Origin of the sequence: Streptomyces sp. NPDC091282 (assembly GCF_044757385.1) — a bacterium.
GTDB lineage: Bacteria > Actinomycetota > Actinomycetes > Streptomycetales > Streptomycetaceae > Streptomyces > Streptomyces gramineus.
The window spans coordinates 34856-58882 of record NZ_JBIVUX010000015.1 but is presented as its reverse complement, the minus strand read 5'-3'; the positions used below and the strand labels follow the sequence as shown (position 1 = coordinate 58882).

Genomic DNA, 24027 nt, shown 5'->3' with positions numbered 1-24027 from the left:
TCGTACGCACTGGGGCGATGCCCCGTACGGCGCTGTCCCGATCGTGTCGTCCCCTGCCCGGCCGCGCTCCAGGATGTGGGCATGGCGTGGATGAGACGGGACGAAGAGACTTCTTTCATCGGCCGGGCGGCGGAGCTCGACCTGATCGGCACGGCGATGGGCGCGAGCCGGCTGGTCACGCTCACCGGGCCGGGCGGGGTGGGCAAGACCCGTCTCGCCCGGCGTGCCGTGTCCCTGGTGAAGGACGGCGACGCCGGGGCCGCCTGGGTGGACCTGGCGTCCCTGCGCAACGGGCGGTTCCTGGCGGCCACGGTCGCGGGGGCGCTCGGGCTGTCCGACCACACGTCCCGGCAGCCCGCCGACGCCCTCTGCGCCTGGATCGGCGACCGCAGGACCCTGCTCGTCCTGGACTCGTGCGAGCACCTGCCGGCCGAGTGCCGCTACCTGGTCGGCGACCTGCTGACGGCCTGCCCGAACCTGCGGGTCGTGGCCACCAGCAGGGAGCCGCTGCGGGTCCGCGCGGAGCGGGTCGTCCAGGTCGCGCCCCTCTCCTCGTCACGGGAGGCCGTCGCCCTGTTCGCCGACCGGGCCGCCGCGGCGGGCAGGCCGCTGGTGGCCGACAGCGACCTCAAGCTCGCCGCCGGCCTGTGCGATCAGCTGGACCGGCTGCCGCTGGCCCTGGAGCTGGCGGCCGCGCAGCTGCGGAGCATGTCGCTCGCGGACCTCTGCGCCGGCCCGTACGCGGCGGTGGACCTGCCCGTCCCGGCGGCGCGCACCCGGCCCTCCCGGCACGCGGCCCTGCGCACCACCATCGGCTGGAGCCACGAACTGTGCACCCCGCTGGAACGCCTGCTGTGGGCCAGGCTGTCCTACCTGCCCGCCGGTTTCGACGGCGAGACGGCGCGGCGGCTGGCCGGCGGCGGACCGCTCGCGCCGGGCCGGGTCGCGCGGACCCTGGCGGCGCTGTGCGAGAAGTCGGTCGTCGTGCGGAAGGCCGGAACGTACCTGATGCTGGACGCCGTACGGGAGTACGGCCGGATGTGGCTGTCCGAGCTGGGCGGCGGACCGGAGCTGGCCGGCCGGCACGCCGCGTACGTGCTGGCCCAGACCCGGCAGGCCCACGACGAGTGGTTCGGCCCGGCCCAGCGGAGCTGGTACCGGCGGATCGGATCCCTCCACGCCGACATCCGGCTGGCGGCCGACCACCTCCTCGCGACGGATCCGGCGGCGGCGCTGGACCTGCTCGCGAACGTCACCTTCTTCTGGGTCTGCTCCGGCTACCTGTACGAGGCCCGGCAGTACCTGGAACGGGCGATCGGGCCCGCCGAGTCGGCCCGGAGCACCGCTTGGGCGCGCGGTCTGTGGAGCCTGGGACTGACCCTGACCCTGCAGGGCGAGCAGGAGGCGGCGCACGAGACGGCCCTGCGGTGCCGGCACGCGGCCACCGCCACCGCCGACGCCGAGGAACTGGGCCGGGCCGCCTATCTGGACGGCCTGCTGCACCTGCTGGAGGGACGCCCGCTCGCGGCCGCGAACGGCGTCGCCGCCACCGAGACCGGCGCCACGGCCTCCCCCGCGCGGCCGCTGGGCGCCGCGGCCGCGCTCTGCCGCCTCGTGCACGTCTTCGGGCTGACCGGCTGCGGCCGGCTGGACCAGGCCCGCCGTGAGGCACGCGAACTCCGCGACGCCTGCGCGGCGTCGGGCGAGCACTGGACCCGCTCCTACGCGGAACACCAACTGGCCCTCATCGCCTTCCTGGAACGGCGGGCGCGCGACGCGGTACGCCACGCGCGGGCCGCCCTCGACGCCAAACGGCACATCGGGGACGCCTTCGGGATCGCCATGGTCATGGACCTCCTCGCCATCGCCCTGGCCGACGCGGGGGACGAGGGCGCGGCGGCCTACGCCTTCGGGGCGGCGGCCCGCTTCTGGCAGACGGTCGGTCATCCGCAGCGCGGCACACCGGAGATGGCGGCGCTGCGGAACGACTGCGAGGACCGGCTGGTGAGTTCGATGGGCGAGCGGCGCTACGAGCGGATGTTCCGGCGGGCGGCCACGAGCGACGCGCGGTCGCTCGTGGCCTGGGGAGCGGGCGGAGGACCCGCGCCGCTGCGCTGAACGGGGCCTGTTTTCCTCCCCAGTAGTGTCCTGCCGACCCATTGTGTTGAACCTTGTGCGCCTCTACTGTTCGGCTTTGCCTGAGTCTGTTCGATGGTGAGAGCTCAGGCGGATGGAGGCCGCAATGCAGGGCAGTGGGATCCGTTCAGAGATCGTGAGACCCGTACGCCGCCGGTGGCGAAGGGCGCTCCTGGCGACGGCCGCGGCCCTCGCACTGGCCATGGGCGTGACCGGGCCGGCCGCCGCGGCCCGCGACGACGGCGGCCGGGCGCCCGCCCCCCAGGCCGCAGCGGACCCGCAGCCGCACACGGTGACCCTCGACGGCTACTCCTTCCTCGTGGACGGCCGGCGCACCTACCTGTGGTCGGGCGAGTTCCACTACTTCCGGCTGCCGAGCCCGGACCTGTGGCGCGACATCTTCCAGAAGATGAAGGCCGCCGGCTTCAACTCCACCTCCCTGTACTTCGACTGGGGCTACCACTCGCCGAAGCCGGGCGTGTACGACTTCACCGGGGTACGGGACGTCGACCGGCTCCTGGACATGGCCCAGGAGGCCGGCCTCTACGTCATCGCCCGCCCGGCGCCGTACATCAACGCGGAGGTCGACAGCGGCGGCCTGCCCGGCTGGCTCACCACCAAGGCCGGGAACAACCGCAGCGACGACCCGCGGTTCCTCCAGTACGCCGACGAATGGCTGACCCGCATCGACCGGATCATCGCCCGCCACCAACTGACCAACGGCACCGGGTCGGTCATCGCGTACCAGGTCGAGAACGAGTACTACAACGGCTCCGACGCCGGCCGCTCCTACATGCGGCACCTGGAGGAGAAGGCCCGCGCCGACGGCATCACCGTCCCGCTGACCGGCAACAACAACGGCACCTTCAACTCCGGCACCGGAGCCCTGGACGTGGACGGCCCCGACTCCTACCCGCAGGGCTTCGACTGCTCCAACCCGGCGAAGTGGAACGGCGTCCCCGACATCAGCTACGACCACCCGGCCGGAAAGCCGCTGTACTCGCCGGAGTTCCAGGGCGGCGCCTTCGACCCCTGGGGCGGGCCCGGCTACGACAAGTGCGCCCAGCTCATCGACGACCGGTTCGCCGACGTCTTCTACAAGCAGAACATCGCCGTCGGCGCCACCGCGCAGAGCTTCTACATGACCTACGGCGGCACCAACTGGGGCTGGCTCGGCATGCCCGAGAACTACACGTCGTACGACTACGGAGCGGCGATCCGCGAGACCCGGCAGCTCGATCCCAAGTACGACGAGGACAAGCTCATCGGGTACTTCACGCAGTCGGTCGCCCCGCTGACCAAGACCGAGGCGATCAGAGCCACCCCGCCGGACGACCCCGCGGTCGTCGACACCGCCCGGATGAACCCCGACACCAGGACCCAGTTCCACGTCCTGCGGCACGGCAACTCCACGTCCACGGCCGTCGACAGGACGCACATCTCCCTGGACCTCAACGCCCAGCCGTCCGCCGACACCACCTACACCTGGGACGACCCCGACTCCGCGCTCCAGTACGCCGGTTCGTGGTCGCACGTCGCCGACACCAGCTACACCGGCGGCGACTACAAGCACACCGAGTCCTTCTCGAACAAGGCCGGCGACTCGCTCACCGTCCCCTTCGACGGCACCGCGATCCGCTGGATCGGCTCGAAGACCGGCAACCACGGCTACGCCGACGTCTACCTGGACGGCACCAAGACCGCCACGGTCGACGACTCGGGCGGCGAGAGCCAGGCCGTGCTCTTCCAGAAGACCGGCCTGACGCCCGGCGCGCACACACTGAAGATCGTCGTCGCCGGGAACCACAGCCCGGGATCGACGGACGACTACGTGGCCGTCGACGCCATCGACGTACCGACGGCCGCCACCGCCGAGCCGACCTACCCGGTCGTGCCGCAGCAGCCCGGCACCGCGATCACCCTCGACGGACGCGACTCCCACGTGATCGTGGCCGACTACCGCCTCGGCGACACGCAGCTGCGGTACTCGACCTCCGAGATCATGACCAACGCGACCATCGCGAACCGGGACGTCGCCGTGCTCTACGGCGACCGGGGCAGCGACGGCGAGACCGTCCTGCACTACGCCACCGAGCCCACCGTGACCACCGACGGCGGTACGGTCGCCACCAGTTGGGACCCGGCCACCGGAGACCTGCGGCTCGACTACACGCACCAGGGCCTGATCCGCGTCAGCGTCAGCGGCGCCGGACAGCGCCCGCTCCTGCTGCTCGTCGGCGACAAGGCCACGGCGAAGACCTTCTGGCGTCAGGACACGGCGAGCGGCCCGGTGCTCGTGCGCGGCACCCACCTGCTGCGGACGGCGACCAGCCTGCACGGCGGCCGGACCCTGGCGCTCACCGGCGACAACGCCGACGACAAGAACATCGAGGTGTTCACCTCCGCGACCCACATCACCTGGAACGGGCAGGCGTTGGACGGTCACGCCACCGCCACGGGGAGCCGTACCGGAGACATCCCGGTGGCCGCCCCCGTCCACCTCCCCGCGCTCGACGACTGGAAGCACGCCGAGGAATCCCCCGAAGCGGCCCCCGGGTTCGACGACACCACCTGGCAGGTGGCCGACAAGGCGACCACCAACAGCGTCTCCGGAGCCGGCTCGCCGCCGGTGCTCTACGCGGACGACTACGGCTTCCACACCGGCAACACCTGGTACCGGGGCCGCTTCCGCGCCACCGGCGAGGAGACCGGCATCCACCTGGTCTCGGACTCCGGCGGCGGCGCCCAGGCGTTCTCCGCCTGGCTGAACGGCACCTTCCTGGGCAGCTCCACCACGGGCAGCGGCGACTTCACCTTTCCCGCGGGTTCCGTGAAGTCCACGGGCGACAACGTCATCTCCGTGCTCACGGTTGACATGGGACACGAGGAGGACTACAAATCCTCCAACGGCAACAAGACCGCGCGCGGTCTGACCAGCGCCTCCCTCGTCGGCGCGCCGCTGACGTCCGTCACCTGGCGCCTCCAGGGCGTACGGGGCGGCGAGGACCTCCAGGACACGGTCCGCGGCCCGCTCTCGACGGGCGGCCTCTACGGCGAACGGGCCGGCTGGTCCCTGCCGGGCTACCCGGACGCCGACTGGAACCGGGTGTCCCTCCCGACGACCGACACCACGCCCGGCGTCTCCTGGTACCGCACCGACGCCGACCTCGACCTGCCGCGCGGCCAGGACACCTCGCTCGGGCTGACGTTCACCGACGACCCGGCCCGCAAGTACCGCGCCACGATCTTCGTGAACGGCTGGCAGGTCGGCAACTACGTCAACTACCTCGGCCCGCAGCACACGTTCCCGGTCCCCGACGGCATCCTGAACCCGAACGGCCACAACAGCATCGCCCTCGCCGTGTGGAACCTCGACGGCAGCACCGGCGGCCTCGGCAAGGTCTCCCTGACCGACTACGGCAGTTACGCCTCGTCCCTGCGCGTCGCGCAGAACGACAGCCCCCGCTACGACGCCCGGACCTACGCGATGCCCAAGCGCCCGGGAGCGGACGTCACCCTGGACGTGCCGGACACCGCCCAGCCGGGACAGGCCTTCACCGCGCGGGCGACGGTGCGGGTGCCGAAGGACGGGCAGCCGGCTTCGGGACTTACGGCGTCGCTCGCCGCCCCCGAGGGCTGGAGCGTGGGTTCCCCGAGCCCCGCGTCGGTCGGGCGCCTGCGGCCCGGCACAGCGGCCACCTTCACCTGGACGGTCCGGCCACCGGCCGGAACAACGCCGTCCGCCTCCGCGCTCACCGCCACGGTGCGCTACCGGCAGAAGGGCCGGCAGGCCACCGGCACCGACGAACGCATCGTCGGCGGGATCCCGCCGGCACCGCCCGCCGGGAAGAGCGACGTGAGCGACCTGCCGTTCCTGTCGGCCACCAACGGCTGGGGCCCGGTCGAGAGGGACAGCAGCGTCGGCGAGCAGGCAGCCGGCGACGGCCGCCCGATCACCATCGCGGGCGTCGGCCACGCCAAGGGCCTGGGCACCAACTCCGTCAGCGACGTCCAGCTCTACCTCGCCGGACAGTGCTCACGGCTGACCGCGGACGTCGGTGTCGACGACGAGACGGGCGGCGCGGGCACCGTCACCTTCTCCGTCGTCGCCGACGGCAGGACCCTGGTCACCACGCCGACGCTCCACGGCCGGCAAGCCGCCGTTCCGCTCGACGTCGACGTCAGCGGCGCCCAGGTGGTCGACCTCAAGGTCGGCGACGCGGGCGACGGCAACGGCAACGACCACGGGGACTGGGGGACACCCACGCTGACCTGCGGTTAGCCGGTACGGCCTGGCACCCGGATCCGGTCAGGGCAGGATGCCTGCCGGAGCCCGGGTGAGGTCGTGCAGGCGGGCGGCGTCGCGGCTCGGCGGCGCCCCGAACTGGCGGCGGTATTCCCGGCTGAACTGCGAGGCGTTGTCGTAGCCGACGCGCCGCCCGACACCGGTCACGTCGCCGGGGCGGGTGGCCAGCAGCAGCCGGGCCTCCTGGAGCCGGATCTGCTTCTGGAACTGGATGGGGCTCATCGCCGTCACCGCCTGGAAGTTGCGGTAGAAGGCGGAGACGCTCATGCCGGACATCCGGGCCACGTCCTCGACGCGGAACGACTCCGCGTAGTGCTCGCGGATCCAGCGCACGGCCCGTGAGACATGGCTCAGGCCGCTGTCGGCCAGACCCAGTTCACGGACCGTCGCCCCCTGCTCGCCGGTGATCAGCCGCCACAGGATCTCCCGTTTGACCAGCGGCGCGAGCACGGCCCGGTCGCGCGGCTCGTCGAGCAGCCGCAGCAGCCGGACCACCGCGTCCAGCAGCGCCGCCGGCGCGTCGCTGACGGCGATGCCCGACGGGACCCCTGCGCCGGCCCGGGGAAGGTCGCCGGGGCCCGCCCGCAGCAGCAGTTCGGCGACGGCGGACGGCTCCAGGGCGAGGCCGAAACCGAGCGCCGGCCGCTCGGGACCCGCCTGCGTGAACTGTCCCGTGACCGGCAGGTCGACCGAGGCGACCAGATACTGGCCGGCGCCGTACTCGTAGACCCGCTCGCCCAGGGCCAGACGCTTGGCGCCCTGCGCGATCACCGCCAGCACCGTGCCGGACATGGCGGGCGCCGGCGGGTCCGGCCGGTCGACCTTCGAGATGAGGACGCCGTCGACGGCCGTGCTCCAGTCGGGCCGTGCGTGCCGCTCCAGCAGGACGCGGAACTCTTCGAGGGACATGCGTCCATTCCAGCACCCCGCTGCCCCGCCACTCCCGTGATCGCGAGGATCGTGCAAGGACGCGAGAGCCGCAGGGGGTGACGGCGCCGGGCCGCCGGTGACACGATGCGAGGGGCGAGAAAGGTGGCGGCCGTGGTGCCTGACGTCCGCGCGTCGGTGGGCGCGATGCTCTTCCGCCGGGTGGCGGGCCCCGACGGACCGGCGACCCGTGCCCGCATCCACGGCACACCCGGCCCCCGCTGGTTCGCCTCCGGCCGCCCGATCCGCGCCGTCCACGCGGACGCCTCCATGTTCGTCGGCGGGCTGGGCGCCCTGCTCCTGCAGTCCCTGCACCCCCTCGCCATGGCCGCGGTCGCCGCGCACTCCGGCTACCGCGGCGACCCGTGGGGACGGCTCCAGCGCACCAGCGCCTTCCTGGCGGTGACCACCTACGGCACGGCGGACGACGCCGGGGCGGCCGTGGCCGCGGTGCGGGGCATCCACGAAAAGGTCCGCGGGAGGACACCCGACGGCGAGCCGTACCACGCGGCCGACCCGCACCTGCTCGGATGGGTGCACGCGGCGGAGACGGAGTGCTTCCTGCGCGCCCACCAGCGCTACGGCTCGGCGCCGCTGGACCGGGAAGGCTACGACGCCTACGTCGCCGACACCGCGCGGGTCGCCGAGGCACTCGGGGTGCCCGACCCGCCGCGCGACCGCGGCGAGCTGTCCGCGCGGCTGGCCGCGTACCGGCCCGAACTCAGGGCCACGCCCGAGGCCAGGTCCGCGGCCCGCTTCCTGCTCCTGGAACCCCCGCTGCCACTGCCGGTCCGTCCGCTCTACGGCATCCTGGCCGCGAACGCAGTGACCCTGCTGCCCTCCTGGGCCCGGACCCTGCTGCGGCTGCCCCGCCTCGCGGTCGTCGAGGACGTCACGGTGCGCCCGGCCGGTCACCTGCTCACCCGCACGATCCGCTGGGCCATGAACACCCCGGACGTCTCCTAGGGGCCCCGGACGGCGCGGACCCGCCGCGCCCCGGAGGGCGCGGCGGGTCCGGCGGTCGGCTGGTGGACCGGACTCAGGGCCTGCCCCGGGTCAGCGCCCACTCCGTCGCAGGTGACCAGAGCCCGCCGCCCGGCGTGCCGGGAGCGGCCCAGCCGCCGGGTCCTGCCACGGTGCCGTGGCCTCCGCCCGTGCCCGGCCGGTCGTCGTGGTCCGTGCGCTGGATGCCGACCGTGTAGGTCCGGGTGACCGAGCCGTTCGCCGAGGTCACCTTGATGGTGCGGGTGGTGAGCCGGGAGCCGGTCGAGGAGAGGACCGCACTGCCGTCGGTGATCCTCACCCGCGCGCCCGGCTCCGCGGGCACCGCGGACACGGCCGGGATCCCGCGGTTCTCCGGCCAGTCCACGACGTAGGTGGACACGTCCGGATCGAACCCGTCGATCGCGACGCCGCCCACCTTGATCGCCCGGGCGTCGGCGACGCTCGCCTTCGTGGCGTCCGAGTGGTTCGTCACCGTGACCGATCCGTCGGCGTTGACGACGACCTGTGCCGCCATCGCCGCCGCCAGGTTGATCCGCTGCCAGCTCGCCCCGCCGTCCGCGGTGAGGTCGAGCGGGTAGCCCGAGTCCGTCGCGGTCTGCTCCAGGACCTGGGTGCGCTGTGCGGCGGTCAGGTCCGGGAAGGCGGTGATCAGCAGGGCCGCCGCGTCGGACGGCGTCCGCAGGGCCTGGCCGCCCTTGCCGACCTGGGAGAACCCGTAGGTCAGGCGCTGGGTGTACAGGTCGACGTCCTGCGTCGTGCTCAGACCGTCGTAGGGGTCGCCCGCGCAGGCCGCGAGCGTGTCCCCGTACCCCTCGCTCTCGCACTGCGCGAGCAGTACGTTCTCGATCTCCGTGTGGGCCTGCAGCAGCAGGTCCTGGAACTCGGGGTCGGCCCACCGGTGCGCCACGGTCGCCTGGCCGGCGATCCGGCCTCCCATCACGTCGAGCGGGTAGTGGAACCCGAGGACGATGCGGTTGTTGCCGTACTCCGAGGTGCGGGCGAGGATCGACGGCGCCAGCTCCGGCAGCAGCGTGGCGAGGACGGTCCCCGCCTCGTAGCCGCCGTAGGTGTGGCCGCTCGGGTACGAGCCGCTGGTGGTGAGGCTGCCGTAGGAGCCGTCCTGCGACTCGTAGACGTCACCGCCGTCGCCGACGAACCCGAGCCGCACGTAGGGGCGCAGGTAGTCGTAGTGGTTCTTCGCCGCGTCGACCTTGTCCAGGCCCTGCGTGACCCGTGAGAACAGCGCGCTGGTCTTGGGCAGCAGGCCGCCGCCGAGGGCGTCGCCGTAGATCTTGCCGAGCCGGGATCCGAGCCCGTCGGCCATCGTGACGGTGGAGCTGTTCGTCGCGTCGACCTCGGCCCGGTCCACCTCCTTCTGGGTCGCCGCGTTGTTGACGGCCACCGCGATCCTGTCGTTCTCGGCGGTGAGCGCGGTGCCGGCCGGCACCTTGGTGTTGGCGGCCAGGGTGCCGGTGCCGAGGTCGCCGATGCCGTTGAGCAGGCCGTAGAAGTAGTCGGTCCCGTCGCCGGTGCCCGGCCAGCTGTCCGAGGCGTAGTCCGCCTTGAGCGTCGAGTCAGGGAAGGGCGAGGGCTGGTACGCCGGGTCGGCGGCGTCCGCCGTCGCGGCCGGGTCCGTGGCGGCCGGGTCGTCGGAGGTGCCGGCCAGGGTGACCGCGGTGACGGCGGCCGTGTGCGCCTTCGCCTTGCCGGTGGCGGTCAGCAGGGCCGTGTCCGCGGTGGCGGGCAGGTGCGCGGTGCTCCCGTCGTTCAGGGTCACGGTGTAGCCGATGACCGGGAAGCCGCCGTCGCCGGCCGGCCGCCAGGTCACGCGGACCTGCCTGCCGTCGGTGAGCACGCCCGTCACGTGCGGCTTCTGCGGCTTGCCGCCGCCGGTCACCACGGGTGCCGTAGCGGCGCTCCGCGGCGAGGCGCCGAACTTGTTCACCGCCTGGACGCGCGCGGTGTAGGACCGGCCGGAGCGGAGCCAGGTGAACGTGGTGCTGCGGGTGCCCGGGTCGTCGATCGTGATCCGGTGGCCGTCGCCGAGGTCGATCCGGTAGCCGGTGACGGCGGAGCCGCCGTCGTCCGCGGGTGCGGACCAGGCGACCGTCACGCTGGTGCCGGACGAGGCCGCCGACACCGCGCCGGGCGCGGCGGGTGCCGTCCTCGGCCTGGTGGCGAGCGCGGACACGGCGTGGCGGAGGGCGTCGTACCGCGCGGTGAGCGTGGCGTCCGTGGCCGTGGTGTCGGCGACGGCGGCCTTCGCCGCGGTGAGCGCGGTGGTGAACGCCTTCCAGGACGCGTCCGTGTAGCGGTCGTCGGTGAGGGCCGACGCGGTGGTGACCAGGTCCTCCAGCTTCAGTCGCGGCAGCGGCACCAGCTGGCCCGCGGCCAGGGTGAGGCTGCGGGTCCTGGTGTCGACCTCGGTCTGCGTGGCGTCGTCCGCGTCGGCGAGGGTCCGGGCGGCGGTGAGTTCCCGCAGGTACACCCCGAAGTCGATCGAGTCGTACCGGTCCGCGTCACCGGCGAGTCCCTCGTACCGGGCGATCGCCTCGCGCAGCGCGGTCCTGTCGGTGACGGCGGGCGTGTCGACGTGGGCGAAGGTGATCCGGCCCAGGTTCGCGACGTACGGGTGCGAGGAGTCCGGGGTCGTGGTCAGCCGCAGGTGGACGGCGTGCTTGCCGGTGACCGCCTTGGGCAGCGTCAGGCTGGTCGTCCCGCCGGACGACCACGCGGCGCCGGTGACCGGCAGCGGCACGGTCGCGTACGGCGTGCCCGGGTTCGCCGCGTCGAAGGAGTCCAGGTAGAGCTGGACGGCCGAACCCGTGCCGCAGCGGGCCGAGTTGTTGACGTAGGTGAGCGTCATGGTGGTCTTCGGCGAGGTGCCGAAGTCGATGTCGCCGTAGTCGAGCCAGGCCCCGTCGTAGGTGCCGCCGAGGTCGGTGGTGGAACCCGAGCCCGTCCAGCCGACCGGTTCGCTCTTGAGGCCGCCGCCGCTGTTCGAGCGGAACGCGGTGGCGTCGAAGCCCACGGGGGCGTCGGCCTGCCGGGTCAGGGCCAGCGAGTAGACGTTGCCGACGTAGGGCTGGGAGGACGTCTGCGTGCCGGAGACGAAGTCCGCGTAGACGTCCTGGACGCCGGTGAAGACGTTCGGGTCGAGCGGCACGGTCGTGGTGGCGACGGTTCCCCAGCCGGAGCCGGTGTAGTCGAGCGGGACGTCGACCTTCTTCGCGCCGTCCTTCGAGCCGAGGTGCAGCTCGATGTGCGAGTCGGACGCGGCCCGCGACTGGGGCTTGTCGTAGCGGACGGTGAGACTGTCGGCGCCGCTCTTGAGGTCGGTGTCCTTCCACGCGGCGAAGGCGCCGTCCGTCACGTTCTCGAAGATGCCGTTGGCGAGGTTGAGCGGAAGCGAACCGCCGCCGGTGGTGGTGCTGTTGACCGCGGTCAGCGTGGCGAGCGTGGTCGTGGGCGACGAGGAGACCTCGTTCGGCGAGAACTGGTACCAGTCGAAGTTCGACACCCACTGCTGGCCGGTCGGGGCGTGGAAGACGAACGTCGCGCTCTTGGCGGCGAGCAGGGCGTCCGGGTCGGTGACCGCCGCCTGCACCGTGCTGTAGTACTGCCAGCCGCCGGTTCCGGGCAGCGGCACGGTCGCCACGACCGGCCCGTCGGCGGTGCCGGCGTGGATGTCGACGCTGCTCGGCTTCGCGTTCGTCGCCTGGGCGTTGGCGTAGCGGACCGAGACGCTCTTCGGGGCGACGCCGCCGAAGTCCAGCTTGCCGTAGCGCTCCCAGGCCCCCTCGGTGACGCCGCCGAGGTCGCCGTCCGAGTAGTACGCCTCCTTCACCAGGCTGGGGCCCTCCATCTGGTCGGCGGCCTCGGCCTGGAGGACGGCGAAGCCGCCCTCGTCGAGGGTGAGCGCGTCGGCGGCGGAGTGCAGCCCGTCGCTCGCGGCCATCAGCGTGCCGGTCGCGGAGGCGGGGTCGGCGACGACGGTCCGGGCGCGGTCGAGCGCCGACCTGAACACGGTCCAGGAGCCGTCGGAGTAGTCGCCGCCGCGGACCAGGGACGCCTCGTCGACGAACGCGCCGAGCGCCTTGCGGTACACCGCGGCGGCCGAGATGCGCAGCGGGTCGGTCGCGGAGATCCCGGTGCCGGTCACGGTGGCGGCCGGCACGTGGTGGGCGAAGGCCGCGTCGCGGAAGGTGATGCCGAAGCGGACGTCGGTTCGGGTGCTGCCGGACAGCGCGAGCGTCGCGGTGCGGGAGCCGCTGACCCGCAGGTCGGCGCGGACCCCGTCCGGCAGGCCGGTCACGCTGGCGGCTCCGGACCGGGTGAGGCTGGTGCCCTCGCGGGCGTCGAACGCGGCCGGCCCGGACAGCGTGAGCCGCACGCTGTCGTCGACCGTGCCGTCCGCCGCGGTGGCGACGGTGCCCGGACGGGCGGAGAGGACCGTGCTGTCCTTGCCGGTTCCGGTGCCGCTGTCACCACCCGTGTCGCCGCCGTCGGTGTCCAGCGAGTACGCGGACTCGGTGTGCGCGCCCCACCGGGAGGGCTTGGAGCCCATGGTGAAGTCCAGGGTGCCGCCGGCGATGATCTGCGAGTAGTCCAGCCACGTGTTGTCGAACCGCTTGCCGTTGAGGGTCGTGCTCTGCACGTAGTAGGAGCTCGGCGAGACGCCGTCGGCCTTCACGGTGAACTTGGAGCCGCCTGCATAGCTGATCGTGGTGGAGTCGAAGAACGGGCTGCCGATCTGGAACTGGCTGGAGCCGGCGGTCACCGGGAACAGGCCGAGCGCGGCGCCGACGAACATGGTCGACATGGTGCCGGCGTCGTTGTCCATGGTCGGCAGGAAGCCGTTCGGGGACAGCTTGTAGACCTGCGTCTTCACCGGCGGGGTGAACTGGCCGCCGGAGCTGGGCGCCTCGTTCGTGGAGCCGGTCGCGATGTAGCGGTTCCAGGTGGCGCCGGTGTAGATGGCGCGCACCCACTTCTGCGTCAGGCTGGGCTCGCCGACGTAGTTGAAGAGGTACGGCGCCTGGAGGTCGATCTCGTTGGCGTTGGAGTGCAGCATGGTCGAGCCGTCGTCGGCGGCGGAGTCCTCGCCGAACATGTGCTCCACCGCGGCCTTGCCTGCCTGGTCGCCGCCCATGGCCTTGATGAGACCGCCCATGTCGTAGGCGTCGTACCAGTGGTACTGCCACAGCGTGCCCTGGTAGAGGCCGGCCGCCTCGAACTTCTCGTAGTCGGCGCTCTGCCAGTCGCCGCCCGTGGCGCGCGGGGTGAGCAGACCGACCTCGGTGCCGTCGGCCGCCGTCCAGGCGCCGGACTTCACGAGGTTGTCGATGGCCATGGTCGACTGCGTGCGCAGCTTCTTCGCGTCGTCCTTCTTGCCGAGCGCGTCGGCGATGACGGACAGCGCCCACTGGTCGTAGCCGCGCTGCACGGTCGTACCGGGGTCACCGGAGACGTAGCCCTGGCGGAGCTGGGCGCCCGTGTAGTAGCCGGAGTACGCCAGCAGCGCCGGATAGGCCTCGTCGAGCCGGTCGAAGTTCTTGAAGCCCTTCGACAGCGCGTCGGCGACCAGCACGGCCGAGCGCTCCCAGCGGACGGTCGGCACGGAGTGGGTGAGGCTGCCGAGGCTCTTGCCGGACGCGCGCTGGTCGGCGAAGAGCTCGATCAGCGACTGGATCATGTCCCGGTAGGTGGCCGGGTCGATGTACGCCTCCACCGAGTACTTGCGGAAGTCGTCCCAGGTGGACCAGCCGTCGTAGTACGTGAAGCCGTTCGCCCGGTGCACCGCGCCGTCCGCGCCGCGGTAGGTCCCGTTGGTGCTGGTGGCGTTCACCGGCAGCGCGTACATGCGGTACAGGTGGGTGTAGAACTCCTTGGTGAGCGTCGACCCGGGGTCGGACTTCGCCGAGGAGCGCACGTCGACCGCGCCGAGCGCGCTGTTCCACTCCGCCTTGGTACGGGCACGCGCCTGGTCGAAGGTGAGCCCCCCGACCTCGTTGCGCTGGTCGGTCGCGGCCTGCTCGGCGCTGATCGGGGAGAGCGTGATGCGCAGTTCGACGTCGTCGCCGGCCGCCTTGTCGAAGCCGAGGACGGCGCCGGTGTCGGTCCCGTCCTGGCTGGTGGCGTCGGTCAGCTTCCCGTCGTTGCCCCAGCTCTTGAGCGAGGTGACGGGGACGTTGGTGGTGGCGTCGTAGTACAGCTTGTACGAGGCGCCGTTGAACGAACCGGCGATGAGTCCGCTGATCGACATGGTGCCGTCGGCGAGCGTGGCCGCCTTCATCGTCGCGCGGGTACGGCTGGTGAAGTTGTTGGCGAGGTCGAGGACCAGCTCGGGGGAGGCCCCGGCCGGGAAGCGGTAGCGCTGGAGCGACGTGCGCGTCGTCGCGGTCGCCTCGGCCTCGATGGTGCCGGGGCCCTGCGTCACCGCGGAGGCGGTGCCGGATATCGCGCCGAGGCCCGCCTGGTAGTAGCCGGGCGTCGCGGTCTCGTCGGCGTGGCTGTACGTGTGCGCGTACGAGCCAGCGGCGGGCCGCTTGTCGTACTGCACGGAGGTGGGGACGACGAGCAGGTCGCCGCCGCCGCCCGAGCCGCCGACGCCGTCGAGGTTGGTCGAGGTGAACCCGGCGATGCGGGTCTCGTTGTAGTCGTACCCGGTGTGGTTGCGGTTCGGCGTGGTCAGCGGGTTGACCTTGGCCAGACCGTGCGGCGCTTGGGCGCCGGGCATGTCGTTGCCGTCGTCGCCGGCGGTCGACACGAAGGGGTCGACGAGCTTGGTGTAGTCCGTGCCGGGCGTGCCCGCGGACGTGCCGGAGGCGGGTATGGCCACGGCCGTGCCCGCGCCCGCCAGTGCGGCGGCGCCGAGCGCGCCGGCGAGGAGCGCGGCGACCGTGGCACGCCAGGGCCTGCCTCGCCCGCGGGCGGTTCTCGGTGGGATCGGGCGGGGCACGGGGGCATCGGGTCTGACAGGCACGGGACCTCTCCAACGTCGCGATACACCGCACGGTCCGGCCCGTAGGGGGACAACGTTGTCAGCCCGTACGACCCCCGGATCGTGCGGACTCGGGGCGAGACGGCAGTGGACGCACGGGATCGCACCCGTCGCGCACGGCCGCCGTCATAAGACACGGGTAAAGCGTGCAACGGGCGAACAGTACGCGTACAGGAGGTACGCGCGGGAACCGTTCGCAAGGAGGGGTGTTCCGGCCGACCGCGTGTCAGACCGCCCTGGTGGGAGCCGAGGTGACGCGGGCGGCGCCGGAGCCGGGGGAGCGGGCGGGCGGCCAGGCGATGGCACCGCGCGTCGGCGTCCGGACGTCTCTCGTGCCCCCGGACGCTCAGTCCCGCTGGTACTCCGCCACGGCCACCCGGCCCGAACGCAGCGACGAACGGCGGCCGGACGGGCTGCCGAGGCGCTGCGCGAGCGTGTGGAGGTCGTCGTCCGAGACCACCCGCAGGCCGTGTTCCGCCAGCAGGCCGGCCATCCGCTCCGGGGGCCACAGCGAGCGCCACGGCTCGCCCGACGTCACGGAGCTGCCGAGGACGCGGGCCAGCAGCCGGCCCACGGACGCCCTTGCCGACGGCGCCTGGTAGTTGAGGACGAGCGTGCTGCCCGGGGCCGACCTGGCGGCGAGCGCGGCGACCGTCGAGCGGACCTCGTCGCGCGTGAGGTAGGGCACGACGCCCTCCCACAGCCAGGTCGTCGGCTGCGACGCGTCGTGCCCGGCCGCGTCCAGCGCCGCACCGAGGGCGTCGACGGCGAAGTCCACCGGCGTGAACCGCACGGACCGGGCGGCGTCCGGCAGTTCGGGGACGGCGGCGAGCCGGGCCCGCTTGTCCTGCTGGGAGGCCGGATGGTCGACCTCCCACACATCCGTCCCGGCCAGCTCGGCCAGCCGCCAGGCGCGGGTGTCCAGACCGGCGCCGAGGATCACGAGCTGCCCCGACGGCCGCGCGCGCAGGGCGTCGTCGATGGCGGACGTCCGCGGCACGACGACCTCGGCGCAGGCGCGGACGCCCTCGAACGCGACCCGCGCCTGCCAGCCCTGCGGCACCGTGCCCGCCCGCACCTCGGTCACGGGCACCCGCTCCGCGTCCGTCAGCAGCAGGAGCGCCACCGGATCGGTGAACCGGTCGGCGGCGATCCTCCCGTCCGCCGCCGCCCGCCCCTGGCAGACCAGTACCGCCGTCCGGCTCGCCGCGCGTCCGCTCTCTCCCATGGGCAGGTATTCAACACCACGCCCGCGGCCGTCCCGCGGCCGCGCGGCCTCAGATGGTGCCCACGACCTTGCGGGGCGTGACGCGGACGACGACCCGCTGCGCGTCGTCCGCCGACGCCGGGTTGAAGTCGCGGTACTCCTTGCCGGTGTACTTGAGGGACAGCCGGTCGATCAGTTCCTGGCCGCCCTCCGTGGTGATCTCGGCCGTGCCGCGGATCTCCGCGTAGGTGTACGGCGCGTTGGGCGGGTTGATCATGATGTTCACGCGGGGGTCGCGCCGCAGGTTCCGCTCCTTGCGGCGGCCCACGGTCGTGGAGAACAACAGGTCGTCGCCGTCGCGCAGGAGCCAGACGACGGACTGCTGGCAGCTGCCGTCGGGCTGCACGGTCGCCACGACGGCGAACACCGGCGTGCTGTCGACGAGCTGCTTCAGATCATCCGAGAACGTGTCGGACAAGGCGGACGCCCCTTTCCTCGATCGTGAACCGGCGCTCGGCCCGCTCACCGTACGTGATCAAGTCCTGCGGGTACCCGGACCGGGCCGGGTACACGCCGGTGACGGCCCGCGAAGTCCACGGCGGTACCGGCGGACCCGTCCTCGGTGCGCGGCGCGGACCGGCGCGGACGGCCGGCCGAACGGCCGACGTGCCCACGCCGGTTGTGCGTCACGCACCCGCCTGGGGGATCAGGCCGTGTGGAGCGTCAGGCCGTACCTGCTGAGGATCTCGTTGACCGGCTGGTACCAGGTCTCGCCGCCGGAGCCGCAGTTGCCCCAGCCGCCGGAGGTGACGCCCTGTGCCTGGTCGCCGCTGATGAAGGAGCCGCCCGAGTCGCCGGGTTCGGCGCACACGCTCGTCTTGGTGAGCTGGTGGACCGCCCCCTGGCTGTAGTTGACCGTCTCGTTCTTGGCCAGGACGGTGCCGCAGTGCCAGTGCGAGGTGGAGCCCGAACGGCAGATGGACGCGCCGACGGGTGCCTCGGCGGAACCGCGCACGAGCTGGTCGGAGACCGTGCCCCAGCCCAGCACCACCGGTACGGTCCACCAGCCGCTGCCCACGTTCACCCAGGAGTAGTCGTTGTCCGGGAACGAGGACCCCTGGAAGTTGCCGACATAGGAGCCGTCCCAGCCGTACACGGCGGCACCCGGCTGACCGCAGTGCCCGGCGGAGACGAAACCGCCGTACACGGAGAAGCCGATGGAGCAGCGGACGTTGCCCGTGTAGTACGGGTCGCCGCCGACGGTTCCGGCGGCGAGGGTGCTCGGCGTGTGCGCGGTCTCGCGCACCACGACGGGGCCGGACGCGCGGGCCCGGGTCAGGAAGGCCCGGACATCGTTGTCGGCACGCTGCGTGCGGACGACGTTCACGACGACGGCGCCTGCCTCGGGGTCGACGTACCAGCTCGCGATCCCGGCGGGGGCGTGCAGGGCGTCGACGCGCGCCTTCGCCGCGCCCAGCTCGCGCGCACTGTGCGGGACGAGGCGGACGGCCGCACCGGTGGCGCGGACCGCGTCGGTGTCCGCGCCGCGGGTGACGGCCACGGTGAGGGTGCCGCTCGCGGCGTCGAACCAGGAGCCGCCGTACGACGACCCGGCGGCCCGCTTCGCCTTGCGTTCGACGGCGGTCGCCTTCTTCTCGGCGGCCAGGCGGCTCTCGGCCTGCGCCTTGCTCAGGCCGAGGTCGTGTTCCATGGCGGAGAGGAGGGCGGCGGAGGCGGGTGCCTCGGCGGAGGGCGCCGGGGTGTCGGCGGCGGAGGCGGGCAGGGTGTTCGCGGTCGCCCAGGTGCCGAGCAGCAGCAGCGCGGACAGGGCGGAGCGCATGGCTGTGGTGCGTCTCAAGGGAGTGGCCCTTCGTCGTTCCGGCGGTGTGGGGGTGGAACAGCAGACCGGTGAGAGCGCTCTCAGACGTGCGCGGCAGACTCTAGCCGGGGATCCTGGGCAGGTCCATGCCAATCACGTGCCGGGTGTCCCGCCGGGCCGCGTCGGACGCGTCGCCCGGGACCGGTCGGGCGGGTGTGGCCGCCTGTCGGACGGGCCGACCGCGACCGTCTCGACGGGTCGGTGTCGGATTCCTTCGACGGGTCGGTGTCGGACCGCTCCGATGGGCCGGTCCGGATCATTTTTGCGGTTCCTTCCGACCGCTTTGACGTGCTGCTTCCGACGGGTTCGACGGGCCGGTCCAAATCGTTTCAGCGGCTTGGTCCGGAGCCTTTCGGCCGGTCACCTCATGCCCTTTGGGCCTATCACCCTCTGCGGTTGCGGCGGGTCACCCCCTGTGGCCCGGCCGGTCACTCCGGCGGGACCGGCCGATCGCGCCCCGTGAGCGCCGTCGTCGCGAGTGTCCGGGACGCCCGGTAGGTGCGACGCTGGGACGGCAGGCATCCGCCGAGAGGACCCGGGAGGGCCCGATGGGACGTGATGTGCCGGCCCGGGTGTTCACACGGGAGGACCGGCGCCGGTACCGCGAGAAGATGCACACCTGTCTCGACGTACTGGCGCAGATGCTGCGCGGGTCGGGCTTCGAGAGCGAGCGCCCGCAGGTCGGCATGGAGATCGAACTCAACCTCGTCGACGACGACGGGATGCCGGCGATGCGCAACACCGAGGTGCTGCGGGCGATCGCCGACCCGGCGTGGTCCAGTGAGCTGGGCCGGTTCAACCTGGAGATCGACATCCCGCCCCGGGAGCTGACCTCCGGTGGACCCGGCGCCTGGGAGCAGACGATCCGCGACGCGCTCAACCACGCCGAGGACCGCGCCGCGACGGTGGGCGCGCACCTCATCATGATCGGGATCCTGCCGACGCTGGGCGAGCCGGACGTGGGCGAGACCGCCCTGTCCGGAGACCCGCGCTACCGGCTGCTGAACGAGCAGATCTTCGCGGCCCGCGGCGAGGACCTGCGGATCGGCCTCGAAGGCGTGGAACGCCTGTCGATGTACGCCGACGCCATCACCCCCGAGGCCGCCTGCACCAGCACCCAGTTCCACCTGCAGGTGGACCCGAAGGACTTCGCGTCCTACTGGAACGCGGCCCAGGCGATCGCCGGCGTGCAGATCGCCCTCGCCGCCAACTCGCCCTTCCTCTTCGGCAGGGAACTGTGGCGCGAGACCCGGATCCCGCTGTTCGAGCAGGCCACCGACACCCGTCCCGAGGAGATCAAGGCGCAGGGGGTGCGGCCGCGGGTGTGGTTCGGAGAACGCTGGATCACCAGTGTCTTCGACCTGTTCGAGGAGAACGTGCGCTACTTCCCGGCGCTCCTGCCGCTGTGCGACGACGAGGACCCGCGCCGGGTCCTGGACGCCGGCGGCGTGCCGCAGCTCGGCGAACTCACGCTGCACAACGGCACGATCTACCGCTGGAACCGCCCCGTGTACGCCGTCACCGAGAGCGGCCCGCACCTGCGCATCGAGAACCGCGTCCTGCCCGCCGGTCCGACCGTCGCCGACATCATCGCCAACGCGGCCCTGTACTACGGCCTGACCCGCGCCCTCGTGGACGAGGACCGGCCGGTCTGGTCGCGGATGTCCTTCGCGGTCGCCGAGGAGAACCTGCACGCGGCGGCCCGCGACGGCATCGACGCCCGGCTGTACTGGCCGGGTGTGGGCGAGGTGCCGGTCACGGAGCTGGTGCTCAGGCGGCTGCTGCCGCTGGCGCACCGGGGACTGGAACTGGCCGGCCTGGACGCCTCCTGGCGCGAGCCCATGCTCGGCATCGTCGAGCAGCGCTGCGTGAACGCCCGCAACGGCGCCCTGTGGCAGGCGGAGACGGTCCACCACTTGGAGCGCGCCGGTGTCTCCGACCGCCGGGAGGCGCTGCGCCGGATGACCACCGCGTACATGGACTACATGCATCTCAACGCGGCCGCGCACACCTGGCCCGTGGACTGAGCGGCGCGGCGAGGGCGAGTGCCGACCCGGCCTCGGGCGGCGGCCGCCGCCGTGTCAGGATGCCGGGTGATCGCCCTGTTCCCGGAGGCTTCCTGACGTGAGTGAGACCGAGGTGGCCGTCGCGCCGCGCCCCCTGCTGCTGGCCGACGGCGCCCCCGCCGCCGACGCCTGGTCCCTGGACCCGGCGCTGACCCACCTGAACCACGGCTCCTTCGGCGCCGTACCGCTGGTGGCGCAGGAGCGGCAGGCCGGGCTGCGCGCCGAGATGGAGCGCGCGCCGGTCGTGTGGTTCCCGGAGCTGCCCGGACGGCTCGCCGCCACCCGCGCCGAGCTCGCCGCCTTCCTCCGCGTCGACGCCGCAGACCTCGCCCTGGTGCCGAACGCCAGCGCCGGTGCCAGCGTGGTCTACAACGCCCTCCCGCGCCGCCGCGGCGGGGAGATCGTCGTCACCGACCACGGCTACGGGGCCGTCACCATGGGGGCCGAGCGGCTGGCCCGCCGCTGGGGCGGCCGGATCCGCACGGCGCGGGTGCCGCTCGGCGCGGACGCGGACGAGGCGTACGAGGCGGTGGCCGCGGAGATCGGGGACGCCACCGATCTCGTGGTGGTCGACCAGATCACCTCGGCGACCGCCCGCCGGCTGCCGGTCGAGCGGATCGGCGCGGAGGCACGCCGGCGGGGCGTACCGGTGCTCGTCGACGGCGCCCACGCCCCCGGTCTGCTCGCCGCGCCGCTCGACGGCGCCACCTACGACTTCTGGACCGGCAACTTCCACAAGTGGGGGTGCGCGCCGCGCGGCACCGCGGCCCTCGTCGCCCGCGGACCGCAGCGGGACCTGCTCCACCCGCTGATCGACTCGTGGGGTGCCGGGGAGCCCTATCCCACGCGTTTCGACCACCAGGGCACCCTCGACGCCACCTCCTACCTGGCCGCGCCCACGTCCCTCGACTTCGTGGAGCGCACCTGGGGCTGGTCCGCCGCCCGCCGGTACATGGACCTGCTGGCGGACCACGCCGCCGAGGTCATCGGTGCCGCGTTCGCCCCGCTCACCGGTGACGACAGCCGGGTCGACGTCGGCATGCCGGTCCCCGGGATGCGGCTGGTGCGGCTGCCCGACGGCCTCGGGCGCACCCGGATCGAAGCCGACGCGCTGCGCGACCGGGTGGCCCGCGAACTGTCCGTCGAGGCGGCCTTCACGAGTTTCGGCGGCGTCGGCTACCTGCGCGTGTCCGCCCATGTCTACAACACCCCGGCCGACTACGAGCACTTCGTCAGGACCTGCGTGCCCGTTCTGGGCGACTGGGCCCGCCAGCCACGCGGTTGAGTCGGCGGGCCGGGCGGTCGCGGCCCTTGACTCGGTAGCCGGCCGGCTCCATCCTCGTCCGAGGTATTGCGCGGGTCATGACAACCTCAAGGGTTGGCCAACCGCGTCTTCCCGCGACCGAGGGATGGGGCCGTGACGCAGACTCGACGCTCGTACCGCCGACGCGCAAACGTCACCGTGATGTCGTTGCTGCTCCTGGTGCTGGCCGTGGTCCTCGGGCCCGCCCCGAGTGCGGCGGCCGGCGGCGACTGGTGGACCCCGGCGGCGCGGCCCGCCCCGGACGTCGGCATCGGCGTCACCGGCGAACCGTTCACGGGCACCACCGCGGCGGGCGAGGTCCGCGGCTTCGTCGACGCCCACAACCACCTGTTCGGCAACGAGGCCTTCGGCGGCCGGCTGATCTGCGGCAAGGTCTTCTCCGAGGCCGGGGTCGCCGACGCCCTCAAGGACTGTCCCGAGCACTACCCCGACGGCTCGCTCGCGCTCTTCGACTACATCACCCACGGCGGCGACGGCAAGCACGACCCGGCCGGCTGGCCGACGTTCAAGGACTGGCCGGCCTACGACTCGATGACCCATCAGGCCGACTACTACGCCTGGGTGGAGCGGGCCTGGCGCGGCGGCCAGCGGGTCCTCGTCAACGACCTCGTCACCAACGGGATGATCTGCTCGGTCTACCCGTTCAAGGACCGCGGCTGCGACGAGATGACCTCGATCCGGCTGCAGGCGAAGATGACCTACGACCTCCAGGCGTACATCGACCGGATGTACGGCGGCACCGGCAAGGGCTGGTTCCGGATCGTCACCGACAGCGCGCAGGCACGGTCGGTCGTCGAGCAGGGCAAGCTGGCCGTCGTGCTCGGCGTGGAGACCTCCGAACCCTTCGGCTGCAAGCAGATCCTCGACGTCCCGCAGTGCGGCAAGGCGGACATCGACAAGGGGCTGGACGAGCTGTACGCGCTCGGCGTGCGCTCCATGTTCCTGTGCCACAAGTTCGACAACGCCCTGTGCGGCGTCCGCTTCGACTCCGGCGGCCTCGGAACGGCCATCAACGTCGGCCAGTTCCTGTCCACCGGCACCTTCTGGCAGACCGAGAAGTGCACCGGCCCGCAGCACGACAACCCCATCGGCGACGCCCCGTCGAAGGCCGAGTCGGACCTCCCGGCGGGCGTGACCGTCCCCGCCTACGACTCGGACGCGCAGTGCAACAAACGCGGCCTCACCGAGCTGGGCGAGTACGCGGTGCGCGGCATGATGCAACGCAAGATGATGCTGGAGATCGACCACATGGGCGTCAAGGCCGTCGGCCAGGCGCTGGACGTCCTGGAGTCCGCGTCCTACCCGGGCGTGATCTCCTCGCACAGCTGGATGGACCTGGACTGGACCGGCCGCGTCTACGCCCTCGGCGGCTTCGTGGCCCAGTACATGCACGGCTCCGAGGGGTTCGTCGCCGAAGCCGCGCGGACCAAGACGCTGCGCGACCGGTACGGCGTCGGCTACGGCTTCGGCACCGACTTCAACGGCATCGGCGACCACCCCGCACCACGGGGCGCGGACGCCGCGAACAAGGTGACGTACCCCTTCCGGAGCGTCGACGGCGGCTCCCTCGTCGACCGGCAGACCTCGGGCGAGCGCACCTTCGACATCAACACCGACGGCGCGGCCCACGTCGGCATGGTCCCCGACTGGATCGAGGACATCAGGCGGGTCGGCGGCCAGGACGTGGTGGACGACCTGTTCCGCGGCGCCGAGTCCTACCTCGGCACCTGGGGGGCCACCGAGCGGCACCAGGCCTCGGTGAACCTCGCCGCGGGACGGCCGGCGAGCGCCGGTTCCTCCGAGTGGAACCCCTTCACCAGCTACCGCCCGGACCGAGCCGTCGACGGCGACGGCACCACGCGCTGGGCCAGTGACTGGAGCGACGACCAGTGGTGGCAGGTCGACCTGGGCGCCACCCGCTTGGTCTCCCGGGTGACGCTGGACTGGGAGCGCGCGTACGGCCGTTCGTACCGCATCGAGCTGTCCGCCGACGGCGCGAACTGGAGCACCGCCTGGTCCACCACGACCGGCGACGGCGGCCTGGACACGGCCCGGTTCACCGCCACCCCGGCCCGCTACGTCCGCGTCCACGGCCTCGCCCGCGGCACCGGGTGGGGCTACTCCCTGTACGAGGTCGGCGTCCACAGCGCCTGACGCGCCGGCCGGCGACCGGG

The 24027-nt window shown here is 72.7% G+C and carries 11 protein-coding genes; 6 read left to right on the top strand and 5 right to left on the bottom strand.

Annotated elements, in window-relative coordinates; translation table 11 throughout:
* The first annotated feature begins 81 nt into the window (after nt 1-81).
* Both ACIQOE_RS40290 and ACIQOE_RS40285 read left to right on the top strand, forming a co-directional pair.
* Nucleotides 82-2118 (top strand): ATP-binding protein, encoded by a 2037-nt coding sequence (locus ACIQOE_RS40290; RefSeq protein WP_401417057.1) that lies wholly within the window; start codon nt 82-84, stop codon nt 2116-2118.
* A gap of 124 nt (nt 2119-2242) precedes the next feature.
* On the top strand, nt 2243-6418 hold the full coding sequence (locus tag ACIQOE_RS40285; RefSeq protein ID WP_401417055.1) for a beta-galactosidase: 4176 nt from the start codon (nt 2243-2245) through the stop codon (nt 6416-6418).
* 27 nt (nt 6419-6445) lie between these two features.
* Here ACIQOE_RS40285 and ACIQOE_RS40280 read toward each other — a convergent pair whose 3' ends face one another.
* Nucleotides 6446-7351: an AraC family transcriptional regulator gene (locus ACIQOE_RS40280; protein WP_351324671.1), complete on the bottom strand. Its 906-nt coding sequence runs from the start codon at nt 7349-7351 to the stop codon at nt 6446-6448.
* A gap of 165 nt (nt 7352-7516) precedes the next feature.
* Here ACIQOE_RS40280 and ACIQOE_RS40275 point away from each other — a divergent pair, with 165 nt between their 5' ends.
* Nucleotides 7517-8335 carry an oxygenase MpaB family protein gene (locus ACIQOE_RS40275; RefSeq protein ID WP_401417105.1) on the top strand — a complete coding sequence of 273 codons (819 nt, stop codon included), beginning with the start codon at nt 7517-7519 and terminating at the stop codon, nt 8333-8335.
* Nucleotides 8336-8408: 73 nt separating this feature from the next.
* Here the strand turns inward: ACIQOE_RS40275 and ACIQOE_RS40270 are convergent, their stop codons facing one another.
* The 4 genes from ACIQOE_RS40270 to ACIQOE_RS40255 all read right to left on the bottom strand — a co-directional run bounded on the left by ACIQOE_RS40270 (nt 8409) and on the right by ACIQOE_RS40255 (nt 18424).
* A complete protein-coding gene (locus ACIQOE_RS40270) occupies nt 8409-15335 on the bottom strand; it encodes a glycoside hydrolase domain-containing protein (protein ID WP_401417054.1) in 6927 nt (2308 codons plus the stop codon).
* A 388-nt stretch (nt 15336-15723) separates the two neighbouring features.
* Nucleotides 15724-16605, bottom strand: coding sequence for a class I SAM-dependent methyltransferase (locus ACIQOE_RS40265; RefSeq protein WP_401417053.1), 882 nt, complete (start codon nt 16603-16605; stop codon nt 15724-15726).
* 49 nt (nt 16606-16654) lie between these two features.
* The gene (locus ACIQOE_RS40260; RefSeq protein WP_351324663.1) at nt 16655-17062 is read right to left on the bottom strand and encodes a PPOX class F420-dependent oxidoreductase; all 408 of its coding nucleotides are present in this window, start codon (nt 17060-17062) and stop codon (nt 16655-16657) included.
* A 228-nt stretch (nt 17063-17290) separates the two neighbouring features.
* Nucleotides 17291-18424, bottom strand: a complete 1134-nt coding sequence (locus ACIQOE_RS40255; RefSeq protein ID WP_401417103.1) for a S1 family peptidase — start codon at nt 18422-18424, stop codon at nt 17291-17293.
* Between the two features lie 587 nt (nt 18425-19011).
* On the opposite strand from ACIQOE_RS40255, the gene ACIQOE_RS40250 reads away from it, so the two are divergent.
* From ACIQOE_RS40250 to ACIQOE_RS40240, 3 genes are all read left to right on the top strand, one after another.
* Entirely contained in the window at nt 19012-20490 is a 1479-nt protein-coding gene (locus tag ACIQOE_RS40250; protein WP_401417052.1) for a glutamate--cysteine ligase, read from the top strand.
* A gap of 97 nt (nt 20491-20587) precedes the next feature.
* Nucleotides 20588-21814 carry an aminotransferase class V-fold PLP-dependent enzyme gene (locus ACIQOE_RS40245; protein WP_401417051.1) on the top strand — a complete coding sequence of 409 codons (1227 nt, stop codon included), beginning with the start codon at nt 20588-20590 and terminating at the stop codon, nt 21812-21814.
* Between the two features lie 180 nt (nt 21815-21994).
* Nucleotides 21995-24007, top strand: coding sequence for a discoidin domain-containing protein (locus ACIQOE_RS40240; protein WP_401417049.1), 2013 nt, complete (start codon nt 21995-21997; stop codon nt 24005-24007).
* Nucleotides 24008-24027: the final 20 nt, after the last annotated feature.

What these genes read in the sequence shown, in the direction of transcription:
- ACIQOE_RS40290 (WP_401417057.1), top strand. Translation starts at nt 82, where the DNA reads ATGGCGTGGATGAGACGGGACGAAGAGACTTCTTTCATCGGCCGGGCG.
- ACIQOE_RS40255 (WP_401417103.1), bottom strand. Translation starts at nt 18,424, where the DNA reads ATGCGCTCCGCCCTGTCCGCGCTGCTGCTGCTCGGCACCTGGGCGACC.
- ACIQOE_RS40240 (WP_401417049.1), top strand. Translation starts at nt 21,995, where the DNA reads ATGTCGTTGCTGCTCCTGGTGCTGGCCGTGGTCCTCGGGCCCGCCCCG.
- ACIQOE_RS40275 (WP_401417105.1), top strand. Translation starts at nt 7,517, where the DNA reads ATGCTCTTCCGCCGGGTGGCGGGCCCCGACGGACCGGCGACCCGTGCC.
- ACIQOE_RS40280 (WP_351324671.1), bottom strand. Translation starts at nt 7,351, where the DNA reads ATGTCCCTCGAAGAGTTCCGCGTCCTGCTGGAGCGGCACGCACGGCCC.
- ACIQOE_RS40285 (WP_401417055.1), top strand. Translation starts at nt 2,243, where the DNA reads ATGCAGGGCAGTGGGATCCGTTCAGAGATCGTGAGACCCGTACGCCGC.
- ACIQOE_RS40265 (WP_401417053.1), bottom strand. Translation starts at nt 16,605, where the DNA reads ATGGGAGAGAGCGGACGCGCGGCGAGCCGGACGGCGGTACTGGTCTGC.
- ACIQOE_RS40250 (WP_401417052.1), top strand. Translation starts at nt 19,012, where the DNA reads ATGGGACGTGATGTGCCGGCCCGGGTGTTCACACGGGAGGACCGGCGC.